Origin of the sequence: Sphingobium sp. WCS2017Hpa-17, assembly GCF_031843765.1 — a bacterium.
Classification (GTDB): Bacteria; Pseudomonadota; Alphaproteobacteria; order Sphingomonadales; family Sphingomonadaceae; genus Sphingobium.
In genome coordinates, this window is sequence record NZ_JAVTIV010000022.1 from 54,206 (window position 1) to 62,196 (window position 7,991).

General features: G+C 60.9%; 4 protein-coding genes. 3 read left to right on the top strand and 1 reads right to left on the bottom strand.

Going from position 1 to position 7,991, the window contains the following annotated elements; all coding sequences use genetic code 11:
• Positions 1 to 7: 7 nt before the first annotated feature.
• Complete coding sequence (locus tag RQH62_RS21175) at positions 8 to 1,381, top strand: glutamate--cysteine ligase (RefSeq protein WP_311270629.1); 1,374 nt, start codon at positions 8 to 10, stop codon at positions 1,379 to 1,381.
• A 3-nt stretch (positions 1,382 to 1,384) separates the two neighbouring features.
• Here the strand turns inward: RQH62_RS21175 and RQH62_RS21180 are convergent, their stop codons facing one another.
• Positions 1,385 to 2,695 (bottom strand): isoprenylcysteine carboxylmethyltransferase family protein, encoded by a 1,311-nt coding sequence (locus RQH62_RS21180; RefSeq protein ID WP_311270630.1) that lies wholly within the window; start codon positions 2,693 to 2,695, stop codon positions 1,385 to 1,387.
• Between the two features lie 920 nt (positions 2,696 to 3,615).
• On the opposite strand from RQH62_RS21180, the gene RQH62_RS21185 reads away from it, so the two are divergent.
• Both RQH62_RS21185 and RQH62_RS21190 read left to right on the top strand, forming a co-directional pair.
• Entirely contained in the window at positions 3,616 to 5,175 is a 1,560-nt protein-coding gene (locus RQH62_RS21185) for a hypothetical protein (protein ID WP_311270631.1), read from the top strand.
• Complete coding sequence (locus RQH62_RS21190) at positions 5,172 to 7,490, top strand: hypothetical protein (RefSeq protein WP_311270632.1); 2,319 nt, start codon at positions 5,172 to 5,174, stop codon at positions 7,488 to 7,490. The genes RQH62_RS21185 and RQH62_RS21190 overlap by 4 nt, the downstream gene beginning before the upstream one ends.
• Positions 7,491 to 7,991: the final 501 nt, after the last annotated feature.

Sequence of the window (7,991 nt, forward strand, 5' to 3'; positions counted from 1 at the left end):
GCGGGGCATGAGCACCAGAACCGACTCAGGGGATCATGATCCCGTCATCGAGAATCGCGACCAGCTGATCGCGGCCTTTTCCAAGGGCGAAAAGCCCAAGGACCGCTGGCGCATCGGCACCGAGCACGAGAAATTCGTCTATAATCGCAAGGATTATCACGCCCCGGCCTATGAGGAAAAGGGCGGCATCCACACCTTGCTGATCGGCCTGACCCGCTATGGCTGGAACCCGGTGTTCGAGGGCGAGAATATCATCGCCTTGTCCGGCACCGACGGCACGATCAGCCTGGAGCCGGCCGGCCAGCTGGAATTGAGTGGCGCGCCGCTCGACAATCTGCACCAGACATGCGCCGAAACCGGTCGTCATCTGGAGCAGGTCAAATATGTCGGGGACATGCTGGGCCTCGGCTTTCTGGGTCTTGGCATGTGGCCGGACAAGACGCGCGCTGAGCTGCCGATCATGCCCAAGGGTCGCTATGACATCATGCTGCGGCACATGCCGCGCGTGGGGTCGATGGGGCTGGACATGATGCTGCGCACCTGCACCATCCAGACCAACCTCGACTATGGCAGCGAGGCGGACATGGCGCAGAAATTCCGCGTCAGCCTCGCGCTGCAACCGCTGGCGACCGCGCTGTTCGCCAATTCGCCCTTTACGGAAGGCAAGCCCAACGGCTTCCTTTCCTATCGCAGCCATATCTGGTCGGACACCGATCCGGGCCGCACCGGCATGCTGCCGTTCGTGTTCGAGGATGGCTTCGGCTATGAGCGCTATGCCGACTATGCGCTCGATGTGCCGATGTATTTCGTCTACCGCGACGGCAAATATATCGACGCGGCCGGGCACAGCTTCCGCGACTTCCTCGATGGGAAGCTGGCGGTGCTGCCGGGCGAGAAGCCGACCGAGAAGGATTGGGAGGATCACCTCTCCACCGCTTTCCCCGAAGTGCGGATGAAGAGCTTCCTGGAAATGCGCGGCGCCGATGGCGGGCCGTGGAACCGCATCTGCGCGCTGCCTGCCTTGTGGGTCGGTCTGCTTTACGATCAGGGGGCGCTCGACGCGGCGTGGGATGTGGTCAAGGACTGGACCATGGAGGAGCGGCAGCTACTGCGCGATTCCGTGCCGAAGCTGGGGCTGGACGCGCCGATCGGCGGCGGACGCACGTTGCGCGACATTGCCGGGCAGGTGGTGGACATTGCGCGTTCGGGTCTGGCCGCGCGTGGCCGCCTGAATGGTGCGGGCGACAATGAGACGGGCTATCTGTCCTTCCTCGATGAGGTGGTCGCCAGCGGCAAGACCAATGCCGAACGGCTGCTGGAACGCTATCATGGCGACTGGCAGGGCGATCTCAGCAAGGTCTACGCAGAAGAGAGCTTCTAGGCTCTACTCCGCCGGCTGCGCTGTCGCCGCCATCGTCTCGCGCTTCTTCCCCGTCACCCAGGCGAAGAAGCGCGGCACGGGCGCGTTGCGCTCCATCCAGTCGCTATAGGCGCGATAGTCGGGATCGGCGGACAGATGCTGCTCCTCCGTCTTGGCGCGCCAGTAATAGACGGCGTTGGTGAGGGCCAGCATCGCGCAGTTGCGCACCATGTCGGTCAGGCTGCCTGACACCGCCAGAAAGGGCAGGGCGGAAAACCACCAGAAGAGATTCTTGGCCAGATAGGCCGGGTGGCGGGTCCAGCGATAAGGACCGTGGGTCAATATGCCGCGATGGGTGAGGTTGGAAAAGCGCAGGCCGAACGCCACCGTCGCCCAGGCATAAAGGCCCGTCAGCAAGACCAGCCAGCCGCCCAGCAGCCATTGCAGCGCAGGCATAGTCTGCGTCCAATAGTCCCACTCCGCGCCGCCGGCATGATAATCGAGCGGCCCGCCGCCGCCCATCAGCACAAAGGGCGGATAGCACATCAGCGCCGCCAGCCAGCCACCCAGATAGGGGTTAGCGGTACGGATGTGCGAGTCCAACGGCTTGAAGGTCAGGATATAGCCGACCGTCGCCAGGCAGACGTCGATCATGAACATGACCGCGATCAGGAATCCCGCCATTGCAACCGGATGGGCAAGGGCATCCTCGATCCGCCATTCGACCACGCTGGCGAAATTGCCCGGCACGATCGACACCATGAAGGCGAGGAAGAAGCCCTTCACCGCCCAGGCGCGGGCGTGATGCGCGACCTGCGCCATGTCCGCCTGCCCCGCGACGCCGCCGATGATCCATTGGCCAAAGCTGTAGGAGGCGTCCCTTGGCTCCACCAGGCGCCGGTCGATCCAGATCACATAGGGGATGGACAGCGCCAGCAGCCAGGGCGCGGCGGCCATGAACAGGTCCATGGAAAAGCGATAATTGCCAGACCAGTACCAGCGCGCGATGCAGTAGAAGATGGCAATGGCGAGCCATGTGGCCCACAGGCCGGCGATCTTGACGATGCTGATGTCGATAACGTCGCGGATCGGGCGGGCAGGCGCGCGCCAGTCGATGCCGGTCGATGCGTTGCGATGCACCTTGTCGACGATCAGCGACCACAGCACCATCGGCAGGCCGCATGCGACCACAGCGGCCAGCCCCGCGTTCGGGCCGTTCATGCCATAGTGGCGCGCCACCAGCGTCCACAGGCCAAGGCCGACCAGCCCGGCGATGCCGACGCCGTGGCTGACGGCGGATTTCGGGCAGGAGGATGGAGCGCTGGGATCGACCATGTTCATGACCGCTGCCATTAGCAGATAATGGTAAGCAAGCAGTGAACCGCTTTGAGCGGGTGATGGTCGACAGGGAAAGTTTGTGGTGCCGGGGACGACGTCGAACTGGAGCATCAACCATCTGAAATTAAATGATACTTTCTCTATTGACTTTTTACGATACCATTAAAAATACCATCAAAATCTGTTCATTTTTAGTTCGATATTTGTTCACGGCAGATAGACGTGTTTTTGCGGCCAGCCGTTGCCAGCCGACTTGGGGCAAAGTTCCGTCATCGCATCTTATTCGGTGATATGAAGGCATAAATTAGCAACAATTCTTACCTTCTGAAAATTAGTTACAGGCAAAATTGGCTGATCACTGAACGACAGATATTTCACCAATACGGCATCTCTGCCAAGCGAAGAACGAGATTTAGCCGATCTGTTGACCGATGTCTGCAGGGGGCATGTTACATGGAATGAGAGCGGTCAGCCATCAATCCATTCCAGGCCTTCTACCGCCGACTTCCATTGCCCAAGTGCCGGCTGAAGGGTTTTCCATCCCGCATGCTGAAATGGGCGCGTAGCAATCGATAATGCGTTGCGATGCAAACTTGTCCGATCGTCTGTGAATATTCGAGTAGTCGGGACCGCGTCATTAGTCCCTTCGTCGGGATAGCGGGCGTGATATGAGCACCGGCAAAGCGCCCCTACGTCTGTGCGGGACACTTCGTTGGCTGAGCGGTGGGATCTCGAGGTCGAGGATAGCACGGTCTGGCGGCTTAAGACCGACGACGACATTAGCATGCATGCGGCAATCCGATGCTGATCGAAGGCTGTCCACGCGCTCTCCACCTCTTTGAACGTCTATGGCTCGGGCCTGTGCCAGATAAAAATTGCATCTTCAGTTTCTTCTAACCTAGCTCAAATAGATCAGTATGCCTGAGATCATCGAAGCCGCAGGTCGATTCGGGAGGGCGTGTTTGAATTTGTTGCCACAATGGACGGAGAAGGCCGACAAACGTGGGCTCGATCCTCTGGGAATTCAGAACAGCGGAATCCTCCTCTACCAGTCTCTTATGCCCGGCATCAGCAACGTGACATTGCGGATACGCTATTACGGATTTTATTGCTGGGTCGCTGAGACTTATGCTCGCCGCGGGGCGTCCACTGATTTCGAAGCCTGGAAGAGCTGGGTCCGCCGCGCTGAGGCGCTTTACGCCCTCGTCTCCGCACAGGCGGGGGAAGGGGGCGTTGGGGGGATCGACTGGGCCGACCGCCGTCTGGCGGAGGACGGGGACATCATCGATTTTGCGGGTGCCGCAGACCCGGGCGGCGCGCAGAAGCCCTATCTGCGCCAATCGCTCGGCGTCTTCGGCGGCGCCTACTATACCCAGATGGCCGAAATGGACCTCTTCACCCTGAACCGCCACGGGATTCAGGTGGCGACCCGAGACCTTGGGAAGCAGGCGGCCGCGGTGTTTGAACAGGCAATTGGACCAGAGCTTGCCAAGCTCCTAGCGCAGAAAATTGTCGACGGGCGCGTCACGGTTCCTGAGCTCGAGAAGCTTGCGCCGATTACCCCGTCGCAGATCGATAGCGAGAGCGATGAACGGTCATTCTACGATAAGCTGCTCTTCGCCCGGGAGGAAGAATGCTCACCGGAAGGGCGCAGCCGTGCCGATACGCTCCTTCTCATTCTGGACACCGCGCGTGCCTACGGAGATCGACCAAATCCGGAGGAGGTTCGCTGGCACCTCTTCGATCCGCCCTCGGAGGCCCTGCCGCACCACTTGGAGGCCCAACGCCTCAATTGGGAAGCCTATCAATGCCAGGATCTGATGCAGATCGCTTCGGCCGCCTTGCTCGCCTGGGCCATCGCAATCATCAATACGGATAGCCTGGGACGAACGCTCTCGCAAATCCATGACGACGTGATGCTGCAGCTTTCGGAGCATGAGGAAGGCCCGTTCACCGAGACTTGGGCGGACATGCGCGCGGCCACGGAAGCTGGGGATCATCCGTTCCGGGACAGCTGGAATACGCTAACAAGTGCTCGGGGTGCTACCGAAGATAAAGCCGTCATTGCGGTCAAGCTGATGGCCGGGCTGCATAGAAGATACACTGATCGATCCGACCTCGCGCAGGCTGTGGCTCGGGGGCTACCCAAGCGGGGCACTGCCTATTCGCTTCGCACCGAGCTCGACTGGCTCGAGAGCGCAGAGCAGGCGTCAGTCTCCGAACGTATCGCGGACTATGTGATTGAGCGTGTGGTACGACGGCATAGCTGGGTCGCCATGCAGAAGCTGCGGCGGCAGCGCGATTACACCTTCCTGTTCGAGCAGCGCGAAGGCCGTCTCGTCTATCTGTCTGCCTATCGGCCTGTCGCGACGACCCCGCGTCTCGCACCCGCCATCCAGTTTCTCGATGATATTCATCTTCTCTATGAAGATGGCCTCACCGACATGGGTTTGACTGTCCTAGAGAGCGCTCTGTGAAGCTGCCTGAACGTTTGGGGCGTCGCAGCGGTCGCCCCTTCCACAGCGCGATCGCGACAAGCTTCGCGATCGAGTTCGCAGCTGTCGAGGAAATCTTCCTGCCGCAGCTGATGGCGAGCGGCGCGACCAACCTCCTGCTCATCACCGACGAACGGATGGCCGCCCTCGGCCTGTCGGATGGATCCAGGCTGCCGATGGCGTTAGGATGCGATTATGCCCTGTTCAGTCCGCCCGCGGCGCAGGGCATTTTCCATCCCAAGATCATTCTCCAGATTGGCCGCGACAGCGCGCGTGCCTTCGTCAGTTCCGCAAATCTGACGGCAGCGGGCCTTGCCGGGAACGCAGAGGTCACGGTCGAGATCGAGTGCAAGGATGACGATAGCCCCGAGCGCGCGATCGTAAGGTCGATCTGGCGCTATCTTGATGCTCTAGTCGGAACGGAACCAACGGCGGCGCGTGATGCCCTGCGCTGGGCACGCGAACGTGCGGCCTGGATCGATGGCCCCGGCGAACCTCAACTGCAGGAACTCGAGGACGGGTCGGCGATTGCCTTCATTCACGGCCCCGGTGAGACCGGGATCGGCGATCAGTTCGTTGCCTTCATCGGGGGCAGTGAGGTCGAAAGTCTCGTGGTGATCAGTCCCTATTGGGATCAGGACTTGGGCGCACTTTCACATCTCGCAGCGCGGCTTGCGCCGCAGCGGATCATCCTGCCCATCGATCGCCACCAGCACCAATTCCCGGTCGAAGCGGCCTTCGCGGGAAAAGTCGCATTTGTGGACCTCAACTGGCCATCGCGGCGCTTTACGCACGCCAAAATCCTGGTCGCGTCGACAGCGCAGCATGATCACGTCCTTTTTGGCAGCGCAAACTGCTCGGTGGCGGCCCTGGGACGGAGTGGCAGGCCTGGGACTAACGCTGAGGCCTGCGTCTATCGCCGCCTCCCCAAAGGCGCGGCACGCGAAGCGCTTGAACTGGATCGGTGGCTCGAGGGGGACGCGATCGCGCTCGAGGAACTTTCACCTCCCGCAGAGACCGCGCCAATCCCCCTGCAGAGCATCGAAGAGCGCCGACCTGGCACTTTTGAATTGGCGCAAGGCGTGCTGTCCTGGCAGCCGGCCGCTCACACGGTGGCCACGGGCGAGATCGAGCTTCTTGATCGGGATGGGGCCCTGCTGGTGTCCCTGCTGTCGTCATCATTTGGTACCGCCGGGCAATGCCGCGTGGCGCCGATCGACCCGGCGCTGCGTCCCAAGCTCCGGTTCGCCCGTTTGGTCGGCTCCGAATTCAGTTCGAACCTTGCCCACGTGACGCATCGCGACGCGCTTCGCAGCCGGCGCCGGGAAGTGGCTAGCGGAAGCGTCGCCCGCGCACTCTTGTCATTCTCGGGCGGGGATGACTTCGACTTGTGGATGCACCAGGCCTTCGAGACTCTCGCGCGCGCCGATTTTGAAGACGTTACCGAACCCGAGGTACTGGCCGCGAGCGGGCCGCGGAACAATAAGCCTGCAAGCCAGACCGAGGAGCCGGTAGAACTAAGCTATGAGGACTTCACGCAGGCCAAATCCGGCCTGCCTCGGTCTGCGGGGCAAGGGGCCAATAGTCTTGCCGGAACATATGCCGATAGCATTCGTGATTTCCTCAATCTTCTCTCGGGTGGAACTCCAGTAGCGGCGACCGCGCCGCCCGAAGATTCCGACTATGACGATCCAATCGATGAGGAAGGGGAGTTCGATCCCGAGGCGGACACCCCGATACCCCCGAAGGAAGCAGAAGCTCGCAGCCAGCAACCCGTAGCCGAGCCGGTCGATGGAGCGCTCTATGAGCGCCATGTTATCGCTTATGCAGAAGGGCTGGAATGCGACGAGGAGACCTTGGGAAGTAGCGATGTATTGCGCCTGCGCTTCTGGATTCTGCTGCTACTCTACAAGGCACGCTGCGACGAACTGCCCAAAGGACTGGATGCATCAAGCGCGTCGCTTGCTTGGCCAAGGTTGATCGTACGCGTCCTCGTAGGCTTCTTCTGCGGGCGTCGGCCCGCGATCGCACGCCTTATGGTCTCCCGCGACTATTGCGGAATGCCGGCCGATTTCATGGAATGCTGGATCACCGTTCTGTGGAGCCTTGATGCCATTGAAAGACAGCTGACGGGTCGGCCAAAGGATCGACAGTTCCTGCAATATGTTCCCCAACTGCGCAAACGCATTCTGGTGCTGCTTGCCCTGTCTTCCGAGGAACTTGGCGATGCCGCTGTTGTCGAAGTACGCGCCGGCCTAGACCGCTCGATAGGGCGACGCCTTGGTCTTGGTGGCTAAATCATACTGAGACTAGCGGAAGGTGGCGGAGGAGGTGGAACTTTAAGACCTGTTGCGCCGCGTTAGCATCGAGCTGTACCAGCCGCGCGATATCGTTCTGACCGCTTCCAGCAGGCCGGCCAGCAAGGCCATGCCACTGACGCTCAAATCGCTTTGACTTGAGGAGGAAGGGGCACGGAAAGGCGGGGTTCGGGTAGAATTCAAGGTTCAGCCACGAATCTCGGCCGTGTACGCTTTGCTCACCAAGTGCAGACTGTCCGCTATCCCGGCAGCTGGGGTTGAATATCTGTGACAACTCTCCGCTGCAATTCAGGCTGCGACACTCCGAACGCAAGCGTTATCTCCAGAAAGCGAGGCACACCGCTGACCCTATCGTAAGCGCCGACGGAAGGTGGCGTTGACGCGGCCTGTCAGGCTTTCCGGCGTGTCCGCGGCGCCCATTTTTTCGCGAGCGCTTCCAGCCTTGCCTCGATCAAGGGGATATCGGGCTGGGCGTTGGGA